Origin of the sequence: Salibaculum sp., assembly GCF_035270045.1 — a bacterium.
Classification (GTDB): domain Bacteria; phylum Pseudomonadota; class Alphaproteobacteria; order Rhodobacterales; family Rhodobacteraceae; genus Salibaculum.
In genome coordinates this window covers 12,085-33,014 of record NZ_DATFIP010000054.1, presented here as the reverse complement: position 1 = coordinate 33,014, position 20,930 = coordinate 12,085, and the positions used below count along the sequence as shown (strand labels likewise).

Genomic DNA, 20,930 nt, shown 5'->3' with positions numbered 1-20,930 from the left:
CCCCGCCGCAAACGCGGGGTCCGGTCAACCGCCCGTCATGCCGGGCGGATTTCCCACATCTGGCAACCGGGGGCAGGGGACATGGAAGAGGACGCCGCGCAGACCGGGTTCTGGTCATCCTATGAAAACGGGTTCACGCGCTGGGTCGAACGGCTGCAGGGAAATGCCGCCGAGGGCGCCGACCCGATACCGGCGGCCGAAACGGTGTTCGGGGCGCTGGTCGACGCCGTGCTCTGGGTGTTCGGCAACATCCTCGAAGCGGTCTACAACATTCTGTTCGCGGTGAGCCATCCCGGGCTCTGGCTGGATTGGCTGACCTGGAACAATACCACCGAGGACAAGCAAGCGCTGATGCGCGTGGTCTACTACGGGGGCTCGACCGAGTTTTTCTTCGTGGTCTTCACCCTGTTCCTGGCGCTTACCATCCTGGGATTCAGCCGCCGCGGCTTCATGTGGGGCACGGTCCGGGTGCTGGAGGGCTTTGCCAACAGGGTGGGGCGCACCTTTGCCTGGGCGGGCCTGCTCATGGTGCTGATCCAGGTTGTCATCATCTTCATGCAGCGGGTTTTCGTGGTGGCCGAGATCCCCGGCTTCGGCCTGCCCAGTTTCGACGTGAGCTGGTGGGCGGAAAGCCTCAAGCTCTACAACGCGATGATCGTCACGCTCTGCGTGACATACACATTCGTGCAGGGCGGCCATGTCCGGGTGGACCTGGTCTATTCCGCCGTCGGCCACCGGACCAAGCGGGTGATCGACATGTTCGGCTCGCTCTTCTTCATGGTGCCCGCGGCGGTGCTGACCTGGATGTATGGCTGGTATTTTCTCTGGCGCCACCTGATCGTGCCCAAACCCTCGGCCAGCGACACGCTGGACCGGCTGATGCTCAAGGCCCGCGCGCTGCGCTGGAACGTTGAAACGATCGGTTTCTCGCCCAACGGGTTCAACGCCTACTTCCTGTTCAAGGTATTGCTGGTCGTCTTCACGGCGTTGGTGATGCTGCAGGCGGTCGCCTTCTTCTACCGTTCGTGGCTGGAATGGGTCGAGGGCGAGGAGAGCGCGGGAAAATACCTCGACAAGGACAGCCTTGGCGCGGGCGAAGAAGCCTACGAAGGCACGCACTAGGCAATTAGGGGCAGGAACACATGCTTTTCGGACTTGATGGCGTCGAGATCGGCCTGATCATCGTCTTTCTCTGCCTCTTCGCGGGCATTCTGTCCGGCTTTCCGGTGGCCTTCGCCATCGGCGGGTCGGCTGTGATCTCCTTCGCGATCATCGCGGCGCTGGATTCGGGTGGCCTGCTGATCCACCAGGCCATCGACAGGGGGTCCGAGGCCTATGCGGCGCTGATCGCCGAAGGCGTCCGCCCGGACGCGATCTCGATATTCCGATACCCGGAGCTTCCACGGATCGGCGAAAGCCTCTTTCCCGGCGGCTGGGAAATGGCGCTGGACCGCAATATCTCGTTCGTGGTCAACCGCATGAACGAACGCGTGCTGGCGGGCCAGTCCATCGAAACCCTGCTGGCGGTGCTGATGTTCGTGCTGATGGGGATCACGCTGGAGCGCTCCAAGATCGCCGACGACCTTCTCAAGACCATGTCCCGCGTCTTTGGTCCGCTGCCTGGCGGCCTGGCCGTTTCGGTCGTGGTCGTGGGGGCCTTCCTGGCTGCCTCGACCGGTATCGTCGGCGCCACGGTCGTCACCATGGGCCTGCTGTCACTGCCGACCATGCTGCGGGCGGGCTATTCCAAGGAACTGGCCACCGGCGTCATCTCGGCCTCGGGCACGTTGGGCCAGATCATCCCGCCCTCGATCGTGATCGTGCTGCTGGGCACGCTGGCCGGGGATCTCTATTCGGCCGCGCAGGAGGAACGCGCCCAGCTCGCCGGCTGTACCGACGCCTTGACCTACCTTGGCGAACCGGCGGTGGTTTCGGTGGGCACCTTGTTCCAGGCGGCGCTTTTGCCCGGGATCATGCTGGCCTTCCTCTATGCGGCCTATGCCTTCGGCTATGCGCTGTTGAACCCGCGCAACGCACCGCCCGTGGAACTGGGCCATTCCAGCCAGGGTGTCATCACCCGGAACGAGGGCCTGACCTGGTTCCTGGCGGCGCCCGGCGGTCTGATCATCGCGCTGGTCTTCCTGATGAACCTCAATGCCGTGGGCAACCAGTCGGTGATCGTGGACAGCTTCACCGACGCGGGCCAGACAGCGAGCCTGCGCACCAACGTGTCAGGCGAATGCCAGGCCGCTATGATCGACCTGCACGGGCAGGAGGCCTGGGATGCCGCGGTGGCCGAACAGGCGGCTATCGAGAACGCCGGCGGCGTGACCGAGGCCCGCGAGTTGAGCCCGCAAGAGCGCGCCGAGCGGGTCGAGCAGGCCATCGCGGATGCGCCGCCGATCGGCACCGGCATCGCCATCGCGGCGCTGATGCTGGCGCTGATCCTCACCACGGCGCGGGGCGTTGCGCCGGCGGCCGACGCGCGGCCGCTGCTGGTCGGCGCGGGCGGACTTGGGCTTATGCTGCTGGCCGATATCGCGCTGATCGGGCCGGTGACCACCCCGGGAACGACGACGCTGATCATCGCGCTGCCGCTGCTGCTGGTGGCCTACGGAGTATGGCACGCCTTTGCACGGCTGGCCCGCAACGAGTTGCTGCGCGTTGTCTTTCCGCCGCTGGTTCTGATCGTTGCTGTCCTTGGCTCGATCCTGGGCGGTATCACCAACCCGACGCCCGCCGCCGCCCTGGGAGCGGCCGGTGCGATCATGCTGGCGGCTTACCGCAAGCTGCGCGAAGAGGAGAAATCCGGCCGGCTGATCCTGCTGACCACGGGCGCGGTGCTGCTGATGCTGCTGGTGGGGATCAACTTCGACATGCGCATCGGCCAGTCTGACCTGTCGCTGGAGAACTGGATCGCCTTCTTCGTGGCCATGGCGGCATTCCTGTTCTCGCTCTTCGGGCTGCTCTACGCCTGCTGGGTGCTGTTGCGCGCCAAGGTGCTCAGCCCGGTGGTGCGGGAGAGCGCCAAGGTCACATCGATGGTCTTTACCATCCTGATCGGATCGCAATTGCTGAACCTCGTGGTGATCTCCTTCGGCGGGGAACACTACATCCAGCAGTTCCTGCGCAGCTTCGACAACCCGGCGACCGCCTTTCTGATCGTGATGCTGGTGCTGTTCGTTCTCGGCTTCGTGCTCGATTTCCTGGAAATCATCTACATCGTCATTCCCATCGTCGGGCCGGTGATCTACGGGTCCTATTTCGACCCCAAATGGGTAACGATCATGATCGCGGTGAACCTGCAGACGTCCTTCCTGACGCCGCCCTTCGGCTTTGCGCTGTTCTACCTGCGCGGCGTGGCCCCCAAGGAGGTGACGACCATGCACATCTACCGCGGGGTCATTCCCTTCGTGCTCATCCAGGTGTTCGGGCTGCTTTTGCTGTGGTGGTTCCCGCAAGTCGTGACCATCGTGCCGAACCTGTTAGGGTGAGACGAGACGGAAAGGGTGCCTCCGGGCAACCTTTCCGTGTCGGGGATATGGGGCGTGTCAGGCGCGCAGCGCCCCTGTCGGGTTCATGCGCATTCCCGCGATCCGCACCGTTCTGGTGATAACGCATGTCCGGGGCGCGCAAGACCGGTGCCCGCCTTTTCGCGACGTGCTCTAGCGGCCGCCGTCGGGCAGGGTGATCCTTGCCACCTGGTCCGCGATCGGAGCGACCTCCAGCGGGTGGGTCTCGGCGTCGTAGACCGCGGGGTCCTGCAGGTCCTCCCAGTGGCCGTGGCGATAGACCTCCACCGCCGAGAACCGCGCCTTGTAGCCCATCTTGTCGGACCCGGGCACCCAGTAACCAAGGTAGACGTAGGGCAGCCCCAGTTCGCTGGCGATCTGGACATGGTCGAGGATCAGGTGCGTTCCCGGCGACTGCCGCTCCTGGGCGGGGTCGAAGAAGGAATAGACCATGCTGAGCCCGTCATCGAGCATGTCGGTCAGGCTGACCGCGCGCAACCCGCTGTCGTCGGGATCCCCTGCCGCGTTGGGGTCGGTGTATTCGATGAGCCGTGTGCGGATCGGCGTCTCCTCGATCATGGCGGCGAATTCGAAGAGGTCCATGTCGGCCATGCCGCCATCGGCGTGACGGCTGTCGAGGTAGCTGCGAAACAGCGCGTACTGATCCTCTGTCGCCCAGGGAGAGGCAGCACTGCGCCGCAGGTGGGCATTGCGTTTCCAGACCCGGCGCTGGCTGCGCGACATCCGGAAATCCGCGACCCGGATTCGCGCCGACATGCATGCGGTGCACTCGGCGCAGGACGGCCGGTAAAGCACGTTCTGAGATCGGCGAAACCCCTGCTTGGAAAGGGTGTCATTGAGCTTTTCCGCGTTCTCGCCCTGCAGGGCCGTGAACAGCTTGCGCTCCATCCGGCCCCCGAGGTAGGGGCAGGGTTGCGGGGCCGTCACGTAGAACTGCGGCGCGATGGGAAGCGAGTGGCGCATCGGCTTGCTTGTGCTCTGGTAGAACCTTGTTCGTGCAGCCTAGCAACGCCGGGCCGCGACTCCAAGCCCATCCTTCACCGCCGGTCACAGCGCGCGATTGAGCGCCACGGTTCCCAGCACGAGGTCGTGCAGTCCCTGGCGCTTCGGCGTTGTAAGCGTGACCACACCAGAGATCAGAAGGCCCGGCGAAACGATCAACAGCCCGTAATGAAGTGCCACGTGCCAGAAGGCCGTGGGCCCGTCCAGCCGCAGGCCCTCGGCGTCGCGCAGTTCCACCGCCATCAGGCGCATTCCCCAGGTGGCTGATCCGCTCGCCAGCGTGGACCAGCGGTAGAAGAAGCCGACCACGGCCACCATGACCGGGAAGATGAAGAGCCCCAGGAAAAAAGTCAGCGGCAGCAGCAGGGCGGAGATCACGCTGGCCACGACCCAGTCTATCAGCCAGGCAATGATCCGCTTGCCCGGCACGCCGCGGTAGAAGTCCGGCAGGCGGGCGGGGTCGGGGTGGCCGGGAGTGTTGGCGCGGTGCGGTGTCATTTGTGGCTCCGGGCGGGAAGGATTGGTGGCCGCCCGCGGGGACAGCGCGGGCGGCCGGAGAGGCAGCGGATGGGGGCGCAGGGCGATCAGGCCGCGTTTTCGGACTCGTCGCCCGCGTCGTCGCGGCGCTTGGCCCGATCGTCCATGAACTGGTCGAACTCGGCCTTGTCCTTGGCCTCGCGCAGACGCTGGAGAAAAGCCTCGAACTGCTGCTGCTCCTCTTCCAGGCGGCGCAGCGTGTCCTGCTTGTAGGCGTCGAAGGCACTGTTTCCGCTGGACTTGGTGGCAGCGCGATAGGAATGGCGGGTGCGCGTGGCGGCGCAATTTCCAGAAAACATGCGTTTGCTCCAGATCATGTAGGCGAGAATGGCAAGGCCGACGGGCCAGACGAAGATGAATCCCAGCACCATGGCGGCGATCCAGGCCCCCTTGCCGCGGTCGTCCAGCCAGCCTTCGGCCCGGCTGAACCAGTTGCCCGCCCGCGTTTCGCGGGCATGGCGCGCAATGTCGTCAATGTAGGTGGTCGAGGTTGTCATGCGGTCTCCCTGGGGTCAGTTTCCAATGTGAACACACTTCACATCATACCAGATGGGCAATCAGCTGCCCTGCGTCAAGGCCAAATGTAAATGTTTATTACATCGCTGCACCCTTGCAGATTTTCAGCTCGTGAAATCCGCAACTTGCGCCTGCGTCAGCGGCCGCAGGTCATCGGGCGAGACGGGAAAGACATGGTGCGGCGTGCCGGCGGCGGCCCAGATTACGTCGAAGTCGGACAAGCGCGGGTCCCAGAAGGCGCGTATCGGGTGCAGGTGGCCGATGGGGGCGACACCCCCGATCGCAAAGCCGGTCTGGGTGCGCACCGCCGCCGCGTCGGCCCGGTCCAGTGCCTCGCCCGCCATGGCGGCCGCCTTGCCCGCGTCCACCCGGTTGCCGCCGGCCGTCAGGAACAGGATGCAATCGCCGCTCTCGTGACCCCGGAAGATGATCGACTTGCAGATCTGGTCGAGCGTGCAACCCGCTGCCGCCGCGGCGTCCTGCGCGGTGCGGGTGCCCTCGGCCATCTCAAGCGGGTTTGCCTCCAATCCCGCGGCCTGCAGGGCGGCCTTCACGCGTTTCAGGCTCTTGCTCATGTCGTGCACCCTCTCTAGCGTCGCCCCGAGGCTACCGATCCGGGGGAGAGAGGCAAGGGCATGGGCGATCTGCTGGACGAGGTGATGGCCATGGAACGCGGTATCTGGGCCGCGCTCGCGGCGGGCGATGCGCGCAGCCTGCGCGCGGCGCTGGCCGAGGATTTCGAAGGCGTCTATCCTGATGGCTTCGCCGGGCGCGAGGTGCTGATCGGCGCCTTGGCCACGGGGCCGACCGTGGCCGATTACGACCTGTCGCAGGGCCGGGTGCGGCCCATCGGCGCCGATCAGGCCTTGCTGGCCTACCACGCAGGGTTCCTGCGGTCCGGCCAGACCACCTGGAAGGCGATGCGCGTTTCCTCGCTCTGGCAGCGCGACGGCGCGGGCTGGATCAATCTTTTCAGCCAGGACACGCCCGAGGGGCCGCCGGTGCCATGAGCTTTGCTGCCCGCATCACGCGATCCCCACGGCCCTTCGACACCGACCACGGGGCCGATGGCCGCGCCCTGTTTCCCGACCAGCCGCCCGAGGTGGCCGAGGTGATCGAGGGGGCGGCCGGGTGTAGCCCCTACCTGCTGGACTTGATGCGCAAGGAAGCCGACTGGCTGCCCGGCGCGTTGGCCGACCCCGAGCCGGCGCTGGAGGCCGAACTGGCGGACAAGGCCGCGCTGGCCCTGCCGCAGCTGGGCAGCGGGCTGCGCCAAGCCAAGCGGCGCGTGGCGCTGCTGGCCGGGCTGGCCGACCTGGCCGGGGTCTGGGCGCTGGAGGATGTGACCGGCGCGCTGACACGGCTGGCCGACATGGCCGTGGACACCGCGCTGAAACGCCTGGTCGCCGCCGAGATCAAGCGCGGCAAGCTGCCGGGTCTAAGCGCAGAGGATGCCGAAACCGCGGGCGGCATGGTGGCGCTGGCCATGGGCAAGGGCGGGGCCTATGAACTGAACTATTCCAGCGACATCGACCTGATCTGCCTGTTCGACGAGACCAGGTTCGACCCCGGCGACTACCACGAGGCGCGCGCGGGCTTCATCAAGGTGACACGGCGCATGTGCGCCCTGATCGGCGAGACCACCGCCGAGGGCTATGTCTTTCGCACGGATCTGCGGTTGCGGCCCGACGCCGGTGTCACGCCGGTCTGCCTGTCGATGGAAACCGCCGAGCGCTACTACGAAAGCCTTGGGCGCACCTGGGAACGCGCCGCCTATATCAAGGCGCGCGCGGCGGCCGGGGATATCGCGGCGGGAGAACGGTTCCTTGAAACCCTGCGCCCCTTCGTCTGGCGCAAGCACCTCGATTTCGCCGCCATCCAGGATGCCCACGACATGCGCCTGCGCATCCGTGCCCACAAGGGGTTGGGCGGGCCGATCACCCTGCCGGGGCACAACATGAAGCTGGGCCGCGGCGGCATCCGCGAGATCGAGTTCTTCACCCAAACCCGCCAATTGATCGCGGGCGGGCGCGACGAAAGCCTGCGGGTGCGGGGCACGCGCGCGGGCCTGGCCGCGCTGGCCAAGGCCGGCTGGGTGCCGCAGTCCGATGCGCAGACACTCACCGCGCATTACCGCGCTCACCGCGAGATCGAGCACCGGGTGCAGATGCTGCGCGACGTCCAGACCCATGACCTGCCCCAATCGGACGAGGAGTTCGCCAGGCTCGCCGCCTTGTGCGGGACGGATGCCGACAGCCTGAAGGCCGGGCTACGGGACCGGCTGGAAGAGGTCCACGAGATGACCGAGGGCTTTTTCGCGCCCACCGAACCCTCGGATGCCGCGCCCGAGTTCGGTGCCGAGATCACCGAACGCTGGCTGACCTACCCGGCGCTGCGCTCGGACCGCGCGGTGGAGATCTTCAATCGGCTGAAACCGATGCTGCTGTCCCGCCTGCAAGAGGCCGCGAAACCGGACGAGGCGCTGCTGGCCTTCGACGGGTTCCTGCGCGGTCTTCCGGCGGGTGTGCAACTGTTCTCGCTCTTCGAGGCCAATCCGCAGCTGACCCGGTTGATCGTGGACATCGCCGCGACGGCCCCGGCGCTGGCGCAGTATCTGGGCCGAAACTCCGGTGTGCTGGACGCCGTGATCGGCGGGTCCTTCTTCGAGGCCTGGCCGGGCCGCGCGGCCCTTGTGCAGGGGTTGGACAAGGTTCTGGACGGCGCTGCCGACTACGAGGCGCAGCTGGACGCGACCCGCCGCTGGGCCAAGGAATGGCATTTCCGCATCGGTGTGCATCACCTGCGCGGGCTTATCGACGCGGGCGAGGCCGGGCGGCATTACGCGGACCTGGCCGAGGCCGTGATTGCCGGCCTCTTTCCCCGCGTGCTGGCGCAGTTTGCCGCCAAGCACGGCGCGCCGCCGGGCCGGGGTGCAGTTGTGCTCGGCATGGGCTCGCTGGGGGCGGGGCGCATTCATGCCCAGTCCGACCTGGACCTGATCGTGATCTACGACGGGGACGGGCAGGAGGGATCGCAAGGGCCAAAGCCGCTGTCGGTGCGGCCCTACTACGCCCGGCTCACCCAGGCGCTGGTGACCGCACTTTCCGCGCCCATGGCCGAGGGCAGGCTCTATGAAGTGGACATGCGGCTGCGTCCCTCGGGCAAGCAGGGGCCGGTGGCCACCGCCTTTGCCACCTTCGAGCGCTACCAGATGGACGAGGCCTGGACCTGGGAACACCTGGCGCTGACCCGCGCACGGGTGGTGACAGGGCCAGAGGAACTGGGCGCGGATGTCGAGGCCAGCCGCGCCCGCGTGCTGGCCGCCAAGTCGGGTGGCGAAGCGGTGCGCGGCGAGGTGGCGCACATGCGTGCCCGGATCGCCGGGGCCAAGCCGCCAAAGGGACCCTGGGACGCCAAGATCGGCCAGGGCCGGTTGCAGGACGTCGAGCTGGCCGGCCAGGCGCTGGCGCTCCTGGCGGGCAGCACGGCCCATGCCACACCGGACCAGTTGGCCGATGCCGTGTCGGCGGGGGTGATCGCGGCGGACCGGGTCCAACACCTGGCCGCGGCAGCCGACCTGTTCTGGGCGCTGCAGGCCAGCGGCAAGCTGCTGGGCGGCGGCGCGACGGACCCCGACGACCTGGGCGCTGGTGGCCGCGCGATGATCCTGCGCGAAACCGGGCAGGAGAGCGTCGCGGCGCTGGCCGCATGCATCACCGCAACGGCCGAGGCCGCCGCCGCGACAATCACCGATATCCTGGGAGACGACGATGAGACCGGTTGACGAAAACGATCCCAAGGGGCTGATCTACGAGGCCTATCGCATCGAGGGGATCACCGCTGAGGAATGCCGGACGATCTTCCTGGATTGGGCGCTGAGCCTGCGCGATGTCGAGGCCGGGGCGGCGATTCCGGTTCTGCTGGCGCGCCACGGGCAGGAGGGCCACCCGATGACAGAGGTCCTGCGCGAGGGGCTGAGCAGTGCCCAGGGCGCCAGGCGCCGTGGCGGCCGCAAGGCGCGGTTGAACTGAGCAGGGCAGGGGTCGCCGCGTGCTTTGCGCTTGACGTAGGTTGTCCCTGTGACGACACGAGGCGGGTGTTGAAGCGAAAAGGTCGGATGACCGCTGCCCGCCCGAAAAAGACATGCGCCGACGATGCGGCGGGTGTTCGGGTTTGAGCCCACCTCGGACCATCTCCGCGCGGCTCGAGCCAATGTCTGCTCCATGCCGCAAGATTGTCAGCTATGATGCCGCTTTGCAAAGCCGGCTCCCAGCGCAAGGCCAGAACTGGGGTCTTTCCTGAACCTTAGCGGCCGCGTGGCAGGGCCGCCGCCTCGGCGGCCAGCGCGGTGATCCTCGCCCAGTCGCCTGCCTTGACCAGTTCGCCGGGGGCCACCCAGCTGCCGCCGACGCAGAGCGTGTTGGCAAGCGACAGGTACTCGGCGGCATTGGACAGGCTGACGCCGCCGGTGGGGCAGAACCGCACCTGCGGGATCGGCGCGCCGATGGCCTTGAGCGCCTTGGCCCCGCCATTGGCCTCGGCGGGAAAGAACTTCTGAACGCTGTAGCCGCGTTCCAGCAGCGCCATGGCCTCGGAGGCCGTGGCGGCACCGGGCAGCAGCGGCAGGTCGTTGGCCTCGCAGGCGTCGAGCAGCCGGTCGGTGGCGCCCGGAGAGACTCCGAAGGTCGCTCCCGCCTCCTTGGCGGCTTCCACGTCGTCAGGGGTCAGCAGGGTGCCCGCGCCGACCACGCCGCCTTCGACACCGGCCATCTCGCGGATCACGTCGAGGGCTGCGGGGGTGCGCAGGGTGACTTCCAACGCGGGCAGCCCGCCAGCGATCAGCGCGGATGCCAACTCGGCGGCGGGGCCGGCGTCGTCCAGCACCAGAACCGGTACCACGGGGGCCAGGTCGCAGACCTTGGCTGTCAACTCGGAAGCGTGTTCGGGGGTCATTTTTCGGTCTTTCGTGCAGGGTCAGAGGATGACCGAGGCGCCCTCGGTCGCAAGGCCGCAGCTTTGGCGGAAGGTCTCGAACAACTCGCGGCCCACGCCGTTGCCGTTGCCGGTCAGGTCCGCCTCGGCCGGTTCGCGTCCGTCCAAGCTGGTCAGGCAGTCCAGCCGCCCGGCGGTGGCATCCAGCCGCAGCACGTCGCCGTCTCGCAGCAACGCGATCGGCCCGCCCCGCGCGGCCTCGGGGGCGACGTGAATGGCCGCGGGCACCTTGCCCGACGCGCCCGACATGCGCCCGTCGGTGACCAGCGCCACGCGCAGTCCGCGATCCTGCAGGATCGACAGCACCGGCGTCAGCCCGTGCAGTTCGGGCATCCCGTTGGACCGCGGCCCCTGGAACCGGACCACGATGATCGTGTCCTCGGTGATCTCGCCGGCCTTGAAGGCGGCCTTGACCTGGTCCTGGTCGTGAAAGACGCGCGCCGGGGCCTCGATCACCTGGCGGTCCTCGGCCACGGCCGAGACCTTGATGACGGCCCGGCCAAGATCGCCTTCCAACTGGACCAGCCCGCCGCTGCGTTGGAACGGGTCGGAACAGGGGCGAAGGATCTTGTCGTTGCCGGTTTCGGTCGGTCCGTCGGTATAGGTGATCTTGTCCCCATCAAGCTTGGGGTCACGGGTGTAGAGCGACAGCCCGTCGCCTGCCACGGTCTTGACGTCCTCGTGCAGCAGGCCGGCGTCGAGCAATTGCCCGATCATGTATTGCAGCCCGCCCGCGGCGTGGAAGTGGTTCACGTCGGCCAGGCCGTTGGGATAGACCTTGGCCATCAGCGGCGTCATCGCCGAGATATCCGCGAAATCCTGCAGGTCGAGCACGATGCCGGCGGCACGCGCCATGGCGGGCAGGTGCAGCACCAGGTTGGTTGAACCGCCGGTGGCCATCAGCCCGACCATGCCGTTGACGAAGGCCTTTTCGTCGAGAATTTCACTGACGGGGCGGAAGTCGTTGCCAAGCGCGGTGATCCCCAGCGCCCGTTCCGTCGCCGCCGCCGTCAGCGCGTCGCGCATCGGCGTGCCGGGGTTGACGAAGCTGGCGCCCGGCAGGTGCAGCCCCATCAGTTCCATCAGCATCTGGTTGGTATTGGCGGTGCCGTAGAAGGTGCAGGTGCCCGGACCATGATAGCTTTCCATCTCGGCCTTCATCAATTCGTCCCGGCCGATCTCGCCGGTCGCGAATTTCTGGCGCACCTTGGATTTCTCGTCGTTGGGCAAGCCGCTGATCATCGGGCCGGCGGGCACGAAGACGCCCGGGATATAACCGAAGGTGGCTGCGGCCATGACAAGCCCCGGAACGATCTTGTCGCAGACCCCGAGGTAAAGCGCGGCATCGAAAGTGTTGTGGCTAAGCCCCACCGCGGCGGCGAGCGCGATCACGTCGCGCGAGAACAGCGACAGTTCCATGCCGGTCTGGCCCTGGGTGACGCCGTCGCACATGGCCGGAACGCCGCCCGCGACCTGGGCGGTACCGCCGGCCTTGCGCGCCGCGGCACGGATCTGGTCGGGGAAGGTCTCGAAGGGCTGGTGCGCCGATAGCATGTCATTATAGGCGGTGACGATGCCGACATTGGCGCGGCGGTCATCTGTCAGCGAGGCCTTGTCCTCGCCCATGGCGGCATAGGCATGGGCCTGGTTGCCGCAGGACAGGTGCGCCCGGCGCGGACCCTCGGCGGCGGCCGCCGACATGCGGTCGAGGTAGTCGCGGCGGGTCGCCTCGCTGCGGGCGATGATCCGGTCCGTGACCTCCTGCAAGGATTTCTGAACGCTCATGGGGGCCTCTCGTCTGATCGGATTGCACCTTCAACCATGCGGGTAGCACATCAAGTTAGCGCTAACAAGCGCCCTCACCCCCGGCATTGCCGGAAAGATGACCGTGAATTGTCCGGCCAGAACCGCATTATCGACGCATTTTCCGTCCATTTGTCTACCATCAGAAAAAGCACGCAATCCGGCACGAGGCAGGTCGGAAGGAGCAGATATGAAACGGATCAAACTCGCACTCGCCCTGGGTCTCGGCATGGTGGTTTCCGCCTGTTCCAGCTTCGAGGGTCCCACCCGAAACGCCCCCATGCAGGCCCCGCAACTGGGGGCGGTCGTCCCGCAGGACGACCCGCGCGACTATCGACTGGAGGCCGTGCGCTTTGACGCCCCTGCGGACTTGTCCGTGTCCGAGGCGAACTCCTTTTACCCACTGGCCGACATCGTCTGGCGCGGCGACCCGCTGGGCGATCGCAAGTCCCAGGTCTCCGAGATATTCAGGACGGCCATCATCCGCGGCGCCGAAGGGCTGGACGGTGAAACCCCGGTTGTTGTGGATGTCACCCTGGCGCGGTTCCATTCCCTGACAGAGCGGACGCGCTACACCGTCGGCGGGACGCATTCCATCAAGTTCGACCTGACCATCCGCCACGCCGAAACCGGCGCGGTGCTGGAACCCACCCGACGTGTAACTGCCGATCTGCCCGCCCTGGGCGGCCAGGCGGCGGTGATGGCTGAACAGCGCGGCGAGACCCAGAAGGTCCGCATCCTCGCGCATCTCGCGGCGCTTTTCCGCGATACCCTGACCGACGCGTCGGGGTGGGATACCACACCGGCCAGCTGACCCCTTTCCCGGGGGCGCCGAACCCGCTAGGAGGGCTGCCATGTCGCAGTCCTCCTTGCCGCGTGTGCGGCTCCTTCCCAAGGCGAAACCCCAGGCGATCCGGCATGGATTTCCATGGGTATATGCCAACGAACTGGTCCTCGACCGACGCACCAAAGCGCTGGCGCCGGGGGCGCTGGCCGTTTTGCAGGATGCCGAGCGTCGCGACCTGGCGCTGGTCACGGTCAACCCCGCCTCGCGCATTGCCGCGCGGGTGCTGGACCGCGATCCGGGGGCGGTGCTGGACGAGGACTGGTTGCGGCGGCGGCTGAAACGGGCCCTGTCCCTGCGCGCGGCACTCTATGACGTACCTTGTTACCGACTGATCCATGCCGAGGCAGATGGCCTGCCCGGCGTGGTCATAGACCGGTTCGGGGACATCGCCGTGGTGCAGCCCAACGCGGCCTGGGCCGAGACGCGTCTGGATCTGCTGGTGCAGGCGCTGGTGGCCGAAACCGGCCTGGCTTGCGTCATCAAGAACGGAACCGGCCGGGCGCGCGCACTGGAGGGCCTGCCCGAGGAGATGGCCGTGGTCCATGGCCGGGCCCCCGATGGCCCGGTGCCCGTGCCCATGAACGGCGCCACCTACATGGCCGACCTGATGGGCGGGCAGAAGACGGGCCTTTTCTATGACCAGCGGCCCAACCAGGCCTTTGTCGCCGGGCTGGCGCGCGGTGCGCGTGTGCTGGATGTCTTTTCCCATGTCGGGGGCTTTTCGCTGGCCGCCCTGGCGGGCGGGGCCGCAAGCGCGCTGGCGGTCGACGGCTCGTCCCCCGCGCTGGAGCTGGCCCGCGCCGGGGCGAAGGCCGGGGGCATGGCCGACCGGTTCGAGACCCGCCAGGGCGACGCCTTCGAAGCGTTGGCGGGCCTTTCCGACGAGGGCGAGACCTTCGATGTCGTGATCTGCGACCCGCCGGCCTTCGCGCCCAGCAAGAAGACGCTGGAACCGGGCCTGCGCGCCTATGAACGCATCGCGCGCATGGCGGCCCCGCTGGTAGCTGAGGGCGGGTTCCTGGCCTTGTGTTCCTGTTCCCATGCCGCCGATCTGAAACGCTTTCGCGACGCCAGTGCGCGGGGCATCGGCAAGGCTGGTCGGCGCGGGCCGCTGATCCATACCGGCTTTGCCGGGCCGGATCATCCGCAACTGCCGCAACTGGCCGAAAGCGGTTACCTCAAGGCACTGGTGTTCCGGCTGTGAAGATCGTGATCGATGCCTGCGTTCTCTATCCAACTGTCATGCGCCAGATGGTGCTGGGCGTGGCCGAGGCAGGCGCCTTCACGCCGCTCTGGTCGGACCGGATCGAAGAGGAATGGGCCCGCGCCGCGCGCAAGATCGGCCCCGAGGGCGAGACCCTCGCCCGGGGCGAGATCGCGGCGCTGTCCCTGCGGTTCCCGGAGGCGGTGGTGCGCGTGCCGCCAGGCAAGGAGCGGCGCTTCTGGCTACCGGACCCGGCGGATATTCATGTTCTGGCGGCGGCGGTTTCGGCCTCGGCCGACGCGATCATGACGTTGAACGCCAAGGATTTTCCGCGCAACGTGCTGGCCGAGGAGGGCGTGTCGCGCGTGGACCCGGACAATTACCTGGTGGGTGTCTGGCAGGCGCAGCCCGCGCTGGTCGCGGCTGTCGCTCAAGACGTCCTGGCAGAGGCCCGCCGCCTGTCGGGCGAGGCCTGGGAGATGCGCGCGCTCTTGCGCAAGGCGCGGCTGCCACGGTTGGGCAAGGCACTGGCGGGGTAGCCGCCTCAGCCGTGCCACTTCGCCTCGTTGGCCTCGATCGCCTCGATCCGCTTCGGCGTCTTGGGGTGGCTCATCAGCCAGGCCGGCATGGCGGCCCCGCCAGCGCCTGTCATCCCGTCGAGCTTCTCGAACAGGGATTTCTGTGGGCCGGTCCCGATGCCCGCCTTGATCAGCAGGGCCGAGGCGTAGCTGTCGGCCTCGTATTCGTCGGACCGGCTCAGCCGCGCCATCAGCAGCGACATGGCCGAATTGGCGATGATCGGCCCGATCCCGGGCAGGAATCGCGAAAGGATCATCGCCAGCGCCGTGCGCAGGGCATTCTGGCCGGAAAAGTCGATCATCCGGCGCCGCGCGTGCCCCAGCGCCACGTGGCCCAGTTCATGCGCGATGACGCTGGCCATTTCGCCCGCGGTGACCTCGCCCGCGCGATACTTGTTGTAGAACCCGCGGGTGATGAAGATGCGCCCGTCGGGTGCGGCCAGTCCGTTGACCGCCTCGACCTCGTAGATGTGCACCTTGATGCGGGGGACGTCGACGACTCGGGCCAGGTCGTCGGTCAGTGCCTTCAGGCGCGGGTCCACCAGTTCGGTCGAGCGCGCGTCCAGTTCGCGCTTCGTCCTCCAGACGGAAAACCGGTAAAGCAGGACCCCGTAGAGCAGGGCCAGCAGGATGGGGGCGAAGCGCAACATGAAATGGAGATAGGCGCCCCGGGCAGGGGCGGCAAGGACGATCGGTCAGGCGTTTGCCTGATCGCGATGGACCCGGCGGATCAGAACCCATCCAAGAAGCAGAGCCACAACCCCCGCCGAAAGCGCGCCGACCGCATTGCCAAGCGTCGAGGCCAGCATGTCCAGGTTGGCGGCGAAGCTATAGCCGAGACCGACATAAAGCGTGACCCAGATCGCCTCGCCTGCCATGTCCCAGATGGTAAAACGCAGCGCGCTCATACCGGCCCCACCCGCCGCCACGTTGACCCAGGGGCCCAGCGGCGCGACGGCCCAGGTCGAAAAGAACACGCCGACCCCGCCCCAGTGGCGCAGCGTTGCCTGGGCGCGGGCCAGAACCGCCGCGCGCCCCGGTCTGCGCGCCAGCCATGCCGACAGGCGCGGCCCGCCCCAGCGCCCGATCCGATAGCCCACCTGGTCGCCCAGAACGGCACCTGTGAAGGCCCCGCCCAGCACGGCGATGAGCGACATATCGCCCGAGGCCACGAAGGCGCCACCGGCCAGCATCATGACCGAGGACGGGACTGGCAGGAACAGGCAGGACAGGAAGGTCGCCAGCGCGATCACGATGGCGCCATAGCCGGATACCAATTCGAAAAACAGGTCGATCACTGGTAATCGCCCCGATCGGCGATCCGGGCCGCGAGCTCGGCCAGGAAACGGTCTGTCGGAATGCCCTGCGCCTTGGCGATCTCTTCCAGCGTCATCCGCCGTGGTGTCGCGTCGGGGTCCAGCCCCAGCATCGGGAACAGGACCTCGGGCGGCAGGTCATGTGCGTAGCTGACCAACCGCGGTGTCATCCAGCCGGCCAGCGGCTGTGTGCGCAGCGCTTCGGCATCCCAGCGCAGCGAGAACATCACCGCGCGCCCACCGAAGAAGAGCATTAGCCCGACCGCCACCAGAAAACAGAGGAAAAGGGTCCTGTGGCGCTTCCAGAGATGCCGCGTCACCGCCCCAACACCTTCATGCCGCGCTCGATCCCTTCCAGTGTCATCGGCACCATGCGGTCGGGGCCGATAATCTGGCGGATCATCCCGATGGACTGTGTATGGCCCCAGTGGCGATCCGGCACAGGGTTGAGCCAGAGCGTGTCGGGCCATTGATCCAGCGCGCGGGACAGCCAGACTTGGCCGGCTTCCTCGTTCCAGTGCTCGTTGGCGCCGCCGGGCCATGCGATCTCGTAGGGTGACATGCTGGCGTCGCCCACGAAGATGCACTTGTAGTCGGCCCCGTAGGTGCGCAGCACCTCCCATGTCGGGGTCCGCGCGTTCCAGCGCCGGCGGTTGTCGCGCCAGACGCCCTCGTAAAGGCAGTTGTGGAAATAGTAGTATTCCAGGTGCTTGAACTCGGACCGGGCGGCGCTGAACAGTTCCTCGACCATCTGCACATGCGGGTCCATCGACCCGCCCACGTCGAGAAACAGCAGCACCTTGACCGCGTTGCGCCGCTCGGGGCGGGTCTTGACGTCGAGGTAGCCATGCTCGGCGGTGGCGCGGATCGTGCCGGCGAGGTCCAGTTCGTCCTCGGCCCCGTCGCGCACCCATTTGCGCAGGCGTTTCAGCGCGACCTTGACGTTGCGGGTGCCGATCTGGATCTGATCGTCGTAGGCACGGAATTCGCGCTTGTCCCAGACCTTGACCGCGCGCTGGTGGCGGGATTTGTCCTGCCCGATGCGCACACCCTCGGGGTTGTAGCCATGGGCCCCGAAGGGCGAGGTGCCGGCGGTGCCGATCCACTTGTTGCCGCCCTGGTGGCGGCCCTGCTGTTCCCTGAGACGCTTTTTCAGGGTTTCCATCAGCTTGTCGAAACCGCCAAGGGCCTCGATCTCGGCGCGCTCTGCCGCGCTCAGGTGCTTTTCGGCCAGTTTCTCCAGCCATTCGGCGGGCAGGTCCAGGGCCTCGATCATGTCGGCTGCGCTGATCGATTCCAGCCCTTCGAAGCTGGCGGCGAAGGCGCGGTCGAACTTGTCGATGTTCCTTTCGTCCTTCACCAGCGTGGCGCGGGCGAGGTAGTAGAAGGCCTCGATGTCATAGGTGGCCAGTCCCGCGGCCAGGGCCTCCAGAAAGGCCAGATGTTCGCGCAGCGACACCGGCACCCGGTGCGCGCGCAGCACCTCGAAAAAACGCAGGAACATGCCGGGTTACACGGCGGCCCGGGTGATGAACACGGTGATGAACAGGCCCACCACGCCAAGGATGATGGCCAGCACCGCCGCCCATTGCAGCATGTCAAGCGCGCCGCCGCCTTTGCGCCGGGCCATGATGGCACCGGCAAGCGCGCCGATCACGAGGCCGCCAAGGGGGTAGATCATCGTCAATGTCCTTGTGTCGGGGTCAGCGCCCGGATTTCCCGCATCCGCGCGCGCACGTTGTCATCCGACCCGAAGCCGTAGCGCGCCCACCCGAAAGAGTCCATGCGCAGCGCCTGCGCCTCGGCGTCGCGGCCCCGAAGCTCCAGCGCCTCGGCCTTGAACATCATCAGCGTGGCCAGAAGCGCGGCGTTCTCGTGGCGCCGCGCGACCGGGATCGCGCCGTCGACGAGGGCCTCGACCGTTACCGTGTCCCCCGTGGACAGCGCGAAGGCGGCCAGCTGCACCGCCACGTGGGCGGCGTGCAGCTCGGTGCGGGGGCTGCTTTCGTAGACCCGCATCGCACGGCGGAAACTGTCCAGGGCGACCTGGGGGTCGTGGCTGGCATTCAGCCGGCCAAAGGCATAATGCGCGAAGCCGTCACGCGGACCCCGCCAGTCCATCGAGTCGCCCAGGCTGATCGCCGAGAAGGCCGCGTTGCGCCGCCGCGCCGGGGTCGGGCCCGTCGAGAGCGCCAGTTCGATGTTGTCGATCCAGTCGCGCGGGGTGTCATCGAGCGGTTGGATCGGCTGGGACTGACCGGCGGGGTTGAGCCGCGCAAGGATGCCTTGCAGCCGCGCGGCCACCGCGCCGCGCCGCATCCCGTTGGCCAGTGCCGGGTCGTAGTAGGCGCGCAGGATCAGCATGTCGAAACCGGTCAGCACCGCGTGGATGTTGTCATCGTTGAAGGTGCTGTCGGGCAGCCGGTAAAGATCGTTGAGCGGCCCCAGCGCCTGGGCCAGCTCCTCGTGCAGGCAGTCGCGGATCTCTTGCGGGGCCGCGTCAGAGGGCACGAAGACCGCGGCGCGGTCGCGGCGCTCCAGTGTGGTCCAGTCCACTTGCGGGGTCCGGCGGACGCGCTTGAACTCGGCCCAGCTCGAGACCCGGGGCACCACGAAACAGGCCGCGCGCGGCACCGCGTCGTTGAGCACGGCCTTTGGCACCGCCTCGACCGTGATGGCCGCCTGCGGGGCGCTGGTCATGAAGATGTCGATGTCGGCCTCGCCGCGCAGACGGGCCAGCAGCGCCCGCAGGTCATGGGTCAGGCTGGCGGAGACCTGGCCGGTGACGCGCACGCTTACGGGTGTTTCGAAACGGGTCAGCCGCGACACCGGCCGGCCGCTTTCCATGCGGAACGACAGGTCCATGAAATCACGACCGATCTCGCGGTTGGAGCGCGTGGGCGTGTCAACGCGCTGGCCGGGGAAAGAGCGCATGGCGGGCGCCACCCGGTCCGGCAGGCCGGTGATCGCGCGCGACGGTGTCTCGGGCCCCGGCGGCACCGGCGTGCAGGCGGTCAGCATTGCCACGCAGAGCGTGCCCAGGCGGCGCGGCGCGCGGCCGGTCATGGTGCGGGCCTCTGGTACTTGATGAAGGGGGTCAGGACTCCGACCCGGTCATAGAGCCGCCGGCCGCTGTGATTGAAATCCTGTGTGAGCCAGTAGACGGAGGGCGCGCCGGCCGCGTCGGCCGCGGCATAGACGGACTCGATCAGGGCGCGGCCGATGCCCTGGCCCCGGACGTGCGGGTCGGCGTAGAGATCCTGAAGGTAGCAGACGTTTTCGACCCGCCAGGCGTGGCGATGGAACAGGTAATGGGCCAGGCCGACGGGCCGCCCGTCCGTGACGGCAAGCAGCCCGCTGAAATCGGATGGCTCGTCGCCCAGAAGCCGAGCGAAGGTGCTATGAAAGACCGCCTCGGGGACGGTGGTCTCGTAAAACGCGAGGTAGTCGGTCCACAACCTGCGCCACACGACCGCGTCGGCCGGGGTCAGCGGGCGGATATCGACCGGCATCTTTGCCTTGGCCAAACCTGCTCTCCTTCATGTCGCAATCCTGACCTGCCAGCGGACTGCGGCGCCTTTGGGTGGGAATTGCGGCAATTGCACGATCCCCGCCGGCACGGGACCGTTTAGAGCCCAGAGCAACCGGGGCAGGCGAGGGGCAACCGCCCCCGACCCGGGGTTCGTGTCCCGGTGTGGTTCAAAAGACTCAACGGGTTAGTGGCCGCAGACGGCGGCGCCACAACATCTGGGACGGGGGCACCTAGCGCCCGGAGCGCGCCATGAAGGCCAGGCGTTCGAAAAGCTGCACGTCCTGTTCGTTCTTGAGCAAGGCCCCATGCAGCTTCGGCAGCGCCGAGGCCCCGTCGCGCGCAAGGTCGGCCGGGTCCAGGTCCTCGGCGAGCAGCAGTTTGAGCCAGTCGAGCACCTCTGAGGTCGAGGGTTTTTTCTTGAGCCCCGCCTGGTCGCGGATCTCGTAGAACTGGGTCAGCGCCGTGGTCAGCAGCCTGTCCTTGATGCCGGGGTGATGCACCGCGACGATGCGTTTCAATGTCTCCATGTCCGGGAAGCGAATGTAGTGGAAAAAGCAGCGCCGCAGGAAGGCGTCGGGCAGGTCCTTTTCGTTGTTCGAGGTGATGATGACGATGGGGCGCTGGCGCGCGCGCACCGTCTGGCCGGTCTCGTAGACATGGAATTCCATCCGGTCGAGTTCCTGCAGCAGGTCGTTGGGAAACTCGATGTCGGCCTTGTCGATCTCGTCGATGAGCAGGACCGTGCGGGCGGGCGCGTCGAAGGCCTCCCAAAGCTTGCCGCGCCGGATGTAATTGGCCACGTCGTTGACGCGTTCATCGCCCAGCTGGCTGTCGCGCAGTCGACTGACCGCGTCGTATTCGTAAAGGCCCTGCTGGGCCTTGGTGGTGGACTTGATGTGCCATTCCAGGATGTCCAGCCCGAGGGCGGCTGCCACCTGGCGGGCCAGCTCGGTCTTTCCGGTGCCCGGCTCGCCCTTGACGAGAAGCGGCCGCTCCAGCGCGATGGCGGCATTGACGGCCACCATGAGGTCGTCGTTGGCAACATAGGAATCGGTGCCTGAGAAATCCAT

Annotated in this window: 22 protein-coding genes; 8 read left to right on the top strand and 14 right to left on the bottom strand. The window is 67.3% G+C overall.

The window, feature by feature from the left end; translation table 11 throughout:
- Positions 1–81 precede the first annotated feature (81 nt).
- Both VJ897_RS08705 and VJ897_RS08700 read left to right on the top strand, forming a co-directional pair.
- Positions 82–1,122, top strand: a complete 1,041-nt coding sequence (locus tag VJ897_RS08705; protein WP_324055148.1) for a TRAP transporter small permease subunit — start codon at positions 82–84, stop codon at positions 1,120–1,122.
- Positions 1,123–1,142: 20 nt separating this feature from the next.
- Positions 1,143–3,494, top strand: coding sequence for a TRAP transporter large permease (locus VJ897_RS08700; protein ID WP_324055146.1), 2,352 nt, complete (start codon positions 1,143–1,145; stop codon positions 3,492–3,494).
- A 171-nt stretch (positions 3,495–3,665) separates the two neighbouring features.
- On the opposite strand, the gene VJ897_RS08695 is transcribed toward VJ897_RS08700, so the two are convergent.
- The 4 genes from VJ897_RS08695 to VJ897_RS08680 form a co-directional block, all read right to left on the bottom strand.
- On the bottom strand, positions 3,666–4,496 hold the full coding sequence (locus VJ897_RS08695; RefSeq protein ID WP_324055144.1) for an arginyltransferase: 831 nt from the start codon (positions 4,494–4,496) through the stop codon (positions 3,666–3,668).
- 84 nt (positions 4,497–4,580) lie between these two features.
- A complete protein-coding gene (locus VJ897_RS08690) occupies positions 4,581–5,033 on the bottom strand; it encodes an RDD family protein (RefSeq protein ID WP_324055142.1) in 453 nt (150 codons plus the stop codon).
- 86 nt (positions 5,034–5,119) lie between these two features.
- Positions 5,120–5,569, bottom strand: coding sequence for a DUF2852 domain-containing protein (locus VJ897_RS08685; protein WP_324055139.1), 450 nt, complete (start codon positions 5,567–5,569; stop codon positions 5,120–5,122).
- Between the two features lie 123 nt (positions 5,570–5,692).
- Entirely contained in the window at positions 5,693–6,163 is a 471-nt protein-coding gene (locus tag VJ897_RS08680; RefSeq protein WP_324055137.1) for a YbaK/EbsC family protein, read from the bottom strand.
- Between the two features lie 60 nt (positions 6,164–6,223).
- Between VJ897_RS08680 and VJ897_RS08675 the strand changes: the two genes are divergently transcribed.
- From VJ897_RS08675 to VJ897_RS08665, 3 genes are read left to right on the top strand one after another with little or no spacing between them, the layout of a single operon-like run.
- Positions 6,224–6,598, top strand: a complete 375-nt coding sequence (locus VJ897_RS08675; RefSeq protein ID WP_324055136.1) for a DUF4440 domain-containing protein — start codon at positions 6,224–6,226, stop codon at positions 6,596–6,598.
- Entirely contained in the window at positions 6,595–9,372 is a 2,778-nt protein-coding gene (locus VJ897_RS08670) for a [protein-PII] uridylyltransferase family protein (protein ID WP_324055134.1), read from the top strand. Before VJ897_RS08675 ends, VJ897_RS08670 begins: the two co-directional genes overlap by 4 nt.
- On the top strand, positions 9,359–9,619 hold the full coding sequence (locus VJ897_RS08665; RefSeq protein WP_324055132.1) for a hypothetical protein: 261 nt from the start codon (positions 9,359–9,361) through the stop codon (positions 9,617–9,619). Before VJ897_RS08670 ends, VJ897_RS08665 begins: the two co-directional genes overlap by 14 nt.
- 274 nt (positions 9,620–9,893) lie before the next feature.
- Here the strand turns inward: VJ897_RS08665 and VJ897_RS08660 are convergent, their stop codons facing one another.
- Positions 9,894–10,541, bottom strand: a complete 648-nt coding sequence (locus tag VJ897_RS08660; RefSeq protein ID WP_324055130.1) for a bifunctional 4-hydroxy-2-oxoglutarate aldolase/2-dehydro-3-deoxy-phosphogluconate aldolase — start codon at positions 10,539–10,541, stop codon at positions 9,894–9,896.
- A 21-nt stretch (positions 10,542–10,562) separates the two neighbouring features.
- Complete coding sequence (gene edd, locus VJ897_RS08655; protein WP_324055128.1) at positions 10,563–12,365, bottom strand: phosphogluconate dehydratase; 1,803 nt, start codon at positions 12,363–12,365, stop codon at positions 10,563–10,565.
- 208 nt (positions 12,366–12,573) lie between these two features.
- Between edd and VJ897_RS08650 the strand changes: the two genes are divergently transcribed.
- From VJ897_RS08650 to VJ897_RS08640, 3 genes are read left to right on the top strand one after another with little or no spacing between them, the layout of a single operon-like run.
- Positions 12,574–13,197, top strand: coding sequence for a DUF6778 family protein (locus VJ897_RS08650; RefSeq protein ID WP_324055127.1), 624 nt, complete (start codon positions 12,574–12,576; stop codon positions 13,195–13,197).
- Between the two features lie 40 nt (positions 13,198–13,237).
- Positions 13,238–14,434 carry an RSP_2647 family RNA methyltransferase gene (locus VJ897_RS08645; RefSeq protein ID WP_324055126.1) on the top strand — a complete coding sequence of 399 codons (1,197 nt, stop codon included), beginning with the start codon at positions 13,238–13,240 and terminating at the stop codon, positions 14,432–14,434.
- Complete coding sequence (locus VJ897_RS08640; protein WP_324055124.1) at positions 14,431–14,973, top strand: RSP_2648 family PIN domain-containing protein; 543 nt, start codon at positions 14,431–14,433, stop codon at positions 14,971–14,973. The genes VJ897_RS08645 and VJ897_RS08640 overlap by 4 nt, the downstream gene beginning before the upstream one ends.
- Before the next feature lie 5 nt (positions 14,974–14,978).
- Here VJ897_RS08640 and VJ897_RS08635 read toward each other — a convergent pair whose 3' ends face one another.
- The 8 genes from VJ897_RS08635 to VJ897_RS08600 form a co-directional block, all read right to left on the bottom strand.
- Positions 14,979–15,662: a M48 family metallopeptidase gene (locus VJ897_RS08635; protein ID WP_324055122.1), complete on the bottom strand. Its 684-nt coding sequence runs from the start codon at positions 15,660–15,662 to the stop codon at positions 14,979–14,981.
- Positions 15,663–15,707: 45 nt separating this feature from the next.
- Entirely contained in the window at positions 15,708–16,310 is a 603-nt protein-coding gene (locus VJ897_RS08630; RefSeq protein WP_324055120.1) for a DedA family protein, read from the bottom strand.
- Positions 16,307–16,597, bottom strand: a complete 291-nt coding sequence (locus VJ897_RS08625; protein ID WP_324055119.1) for a hypothetical protein — start codon at positions 16,595–16,597, stop codon at positions 16,307–16,309. Before VJ897_RS08625 ends, VJ897_RS08630 begins: the two co-directional genes overlap by 4 nt.
- Before the next feature lie 47 nt (positions 16,598–16,644).
- Positions 16,645–17,832 (bottom strand): vWA domain-containing protein, encoded by a 1,188-nt coding sequence (locus VJ897_RS08620; RefSeq protein WP_324055117.1) that lies wholly within the window; start codon positions 17,830–17,832, stop codon positions 16,645–16,647.
- 6 nt (positions 17,833–17,838) lie between these two features.
- The gene (locus VJ897_RS08615) at positions 17,839–18,009 is read right to left on the bottom strand and encodes a hypothetical protein (RefSeq protein ID WP_324055115.1); all 171 of its coding nucleotides are present in this window, start codon (positions 18,007–18,009) and stop codon (positions 17,839–17,841) included.
- Positions 18,010–18,011: 2 nt separating this feature from the next.
- Positions 18,012–19,394 (bottom strand): DUF2927 domain-containing protein, encoded by a 1,383-nt coding sequence (locus VJ897_RS08610; RefSeq protein WP_324055113.1) that lies wholly within the window; start codon positions 19,392–19,394, stop codon positions 18,012–18,014.
- Positions 19,391–19,840 carry a GNAT family N-acetyltransferase gene (locus VJ897_RS08605; RefSeq protein WP_324055207.1) on the bottom strand — a complete coding sequence of 150 codons (450 nt, stop codon included), beginning with the start codon at positions 19,838–19,840 and terminating at the stop codon, positions 19,391–19,393. The genes VJ897_RS08610 and VJ897_RS08605 overlap by 4 nt, the downstream gene beginning before the upstream one ends.
- Before the next feature lie 250 nt (positions 19,841–20,090).
- Positions 20,091–20,930 (bottom strand): AAA family ATPase, encoded by an 840-nt coding sequence (locus VJ897_RS08600; protein ID WP_324055111.1) that lies wholly within the window; start codon positions 20,928–20,930, stop codon positions 20,091–20,093.

Excerpts from the sequence above, each read along its gene's own strand:
- VJ897_RS08705 (WP_324055148.1), top strand. The coding sequence starts at position 82 with ATGGAAGAGGACGCCGCGCAGACCGGGTTCTGGTCATCCTATGAAAAC.
- VJ897_RS08700 (WP_324055146.1), top strand. The coding sequence starts at position 1,143 with ATGCTTTTCGGACTTGATGGCGTCGAGATCGGCCTGATCATCGTCTTT.
- VJ897_RS08695 (WP_324055144.1), bottom strand. The coding sequence starts at position 4,496 with ATGCGCCACTCGCTTCCCATCGCGCCGCAGTTCTACGTGACGGCCCCG.
- VJ897_RS08690 (WP_324055142.1), bottom strand. The coding sequence starts at position 5,033 with ATGACACCGCACCGCGCCAACACTCCCGGCCACCCCGACCCCGCCCGC.
- VJ897_RS08685 (WP_324055139.1), bottom strand. The coding sequence starts at position 5,569 with ATGACAACCTCGACCACCTACATTGACGACATTGCGCGCCATGCCCGC.
- VJ897_RS08680 (WP_324055137.1), bottom strand. The coding sequence starts at position 6,163 with ATGAGCAAGAGCCTGAAACGCGTGAAGGCCGCCCTGCAGGCCGCGGGA.
- VJ897_RS08675 (WP_324055136.1), top strand. The coding sequence starts at position 6,224 with ATGGGCGATCTGCTGGACGAGGTGATGGCCATGGAACGCGGTATCTGG.
- VJ897_RS08670 (WP_324055134.1), top strand. The coding sequence starts at position 6,595 with ATGAGCTTTGCTGCCCGCATCACGCGATCCCCACGGCCCTTCGACACC.
- VJ897_RS08665 (WP_324055132.1), top strand. The coding sequence starts at position 9,359 with ATGAGACCGGTTGACGAAAACGATCCCAAGGGGCTGATCTACGAGGCC.
- VJ897_RS08660 (WP_324055130.1), bottom strand. The coding sequence starts at position 10,541 with ATGACCCCCGAACACGCTTCCGAGTTGACAGCCAAGGTCTGCGACCTG.
- edd (WP_324055128.1), bottom strand. The coding sequence starts at position 12,365 with ATGAGCGTTCAGAAATCCTTGCAGGAGGTCACGGACCGGATCATCGCC.
- VJ897_RS08650 (WP_324055127.1), top strand. The coding sequence starts at position 12,574 with ATGAAACGGATCAAACTCGCACTCGCCCTGGGTCTCGGCATGGTGGTT.
- VJ897_RS08645 (WP_324055126.1), top strand. The coding sequence starts at position 13,238 with ATGTCGCAGTCCTCCTTGCCGCGTGTGCGGCTCCTTCCCAAGGCGAAA.
- VJ897_RS08635 (WP_324055122.1), bottom strand. The coding sequence starts at position 15,662 with ATGTTGCGCTTCGCCCCCATCCTGCTGGCCCTGCTCTACGGGGTCCTG.
- VJ897_RS08620 (WP_324055117.1), bottom strand. The coding sequence starts at position 17,832 with ATGTTCCTGCGTTTTTTCGAGGTGCTGCGCGCGCACCGGGTGCCGGTG.
- VJ897_RS08615 (WP_324055115.1), bottom strand. The coding sequence starts at position 18,009 with ATGATCTACCCCCTTGGCGGCCTCGTGATCGGCGCGCTTGCCGGTGCC.
- VJ897_RS08610 (WP_324055113.1), bottom strand. The coding sequence starts at position 19,394 with ATGACCGGCCGCGCGCCGCGCCGCCTGGGCACGCTCTGCGTGGCAATG.
- VJ897_RS08605 (WP_324055207.1), bottom strand. The coding sequence starts at position 19,840 with ATGCCGGTCGATATCCGCCCGCTGACCCCGGCCGACGCGGTCGTGTGG.
- VJ897_RS08600 (WP_324055111.1), bottom strand. The coding sequence starts at position 20,930 with ATGGATTTCTCAGGCACCGATTCCTATGTTGCCAACGACGACCTCATG.